General features: G+C 68.8%; 1 protein-coding gene. It reads left to right on the top strand.

Going from position 1 to position 1788, the window contains the following annotated elements; genetic code table 11:
* Window positions 1–1788 (top strand): hypothetical protein (locus V6U90_RS33220; RefSeq protein ID WP_334445106.1); only part of this gene is annotated, 1788 nt, incomplete at both ends.

Raw genomic sequence — 1788 nt, 5'->3', positions numbered from 1 at the left:
GGTGAGCGACCCGGATGAGGCCCGGACGCTGTTCGACCAGCACGCCGACCACATCGCCACCACAACGCAGCAGCAGGATCAGCTGCGGCAGCTGTGGAACGCCCTGATCGACCATATGGACGACGACGGGCTCATCACCGCCAGCGAGTCAACCCTCGCCGATGCGACATCCACATCGCAGCAGACGGTGCATGGCCGGATCGTGGCATTGCGCGGCCGTGGTCTGCTGCGGCTGGTCCGGGAAGCACACGGTGGCGTGGCGGCGCGGTACAGGGTGACCGATCCGGGTCAGCCCCGGCAAGCATCGTTGCCGGCCCTTCCTGCGGGCAGCCGATGGGTGAGCGACAAGGATGGGGCCCGGACGCTGTTCGACCAGCACGCCGACCACATCGCCACCACAAGGAAGCAGCGGGATCAGCTGCGGCAGCTGTGGAACGCCCTGATCGACCATATGGACGGCGACGGGCTCATCACCGCCAGCGAGTCAACCCTCGCCGATGCGACATCCACATTGCAGCAGACGGTGCATGGCCGGATCGTGGCATTGCGCGGCCGTGGTCTGCTGCGGCTGGTCCGGGAAAGACGCGGTGGCGTGCCGGCGCAGTACGGGGTGACCGCTCCGGGTCAGCCCCGGCAAGCACCGTTGCCGGCCCTTCCTGCGGGCAGCCGATGGGTGCGCGACCCGGATGAGGCCCGGACGCTGTTCGACCAGCACGCCGACCACATCGCCACCACAAGGCAGCAGCAGGATCAGCTGCGGCAGCTGTGGAACGCCCTGATCGACCATATAAACGACGACGGGCTCATCCCCGCCAGCGAGTCAACCCTCGCCGATGCGACATCCACATCGCAGCAGACGGTGCATGGCCGGATCGTGGCATTGCGCGGCCGTGGTCTGCTGCGGCTGGTCCGGGAAGCACACGGTGGCGTGGCGGCGCGGTACAGGGTGACCGATCCGGGTCAGCCCCGGCAAGCATCGTTGCCGGCCCTTCCTGCGGGCAGCCGATGGGTGAGCGACCCGGATGAGGCCCGGACGCTGTTCGACCAGCACGCCGACCACATCGCCACCACAACGCAGCAGCAGGATCAGCTGCGGCAGCTGTGGAACGCCCTGATCGACCGTATGGACGGCGACGGGCTCATCACCGCCAGCGAGTCAACCCTCGCCGATGCGACATCCACATGGTATTCGACGGTGCATGGCCGGATCGTGGCATTGCGCGACCGTGGTCTGCTGCAGCTGGTCCAGGAAGCACACGGTGGCGTGCCGGCGCGGTACGGGGTGACCGCTCCGGGTCAGCCCCGGCAAGCATCGTTGCCGGCCCTTCCTGCGGGCAGCCGATGGGTGAGCGACCCGGATGAGGCCCGGACGCTGTTCGACCAGCACGCCGACCACATCGCCACCACAAGGAAGCAGCAGGATCAGCTGCGGCAGCTGTGGAACGCCCTGATCGACCGTATGGACGGCGCCGGGTTCATCACCGCCAGCGAGCCAACCCTCGCCGATGCGACATCCACATCGCATTCGACGGTGCATGGCCGGATCGTGGCATTGCGCGGCCGTGGTCTGCTGCAGCTGGTCCAGGAAGCACACGGTGGCGTGCCGGCGCAGTACAGGGTGACCGCTCCGGGTCAGCCCCGGCAAGCATCGTTGCCGGGCCCTGCCCCCGGACCGGACCGCCCGCAGCAGGGTGCGGACCTGTCCTGGCTGAACCACGGGGGGACGTCGCCGATGTCCGGGCCGGTACCTGCCCCGCCGGCGGACACGGGTCTGCCCGGGCTGCCCGG

This window comes from Micromonospora sp. CPCC 206060 (assembly GCF_036906895.1).
Lineage (GTDB): Bacteria > Actinomycetota > Actinomycetes > Mycobacteriales > Micromonosporaceae > Micromonospora.
The sequence above is the reverse complement of the archived record's forward strand: the minus strand, read 5'-3'. Positions and strand labels throughout refer to the sequence as shown.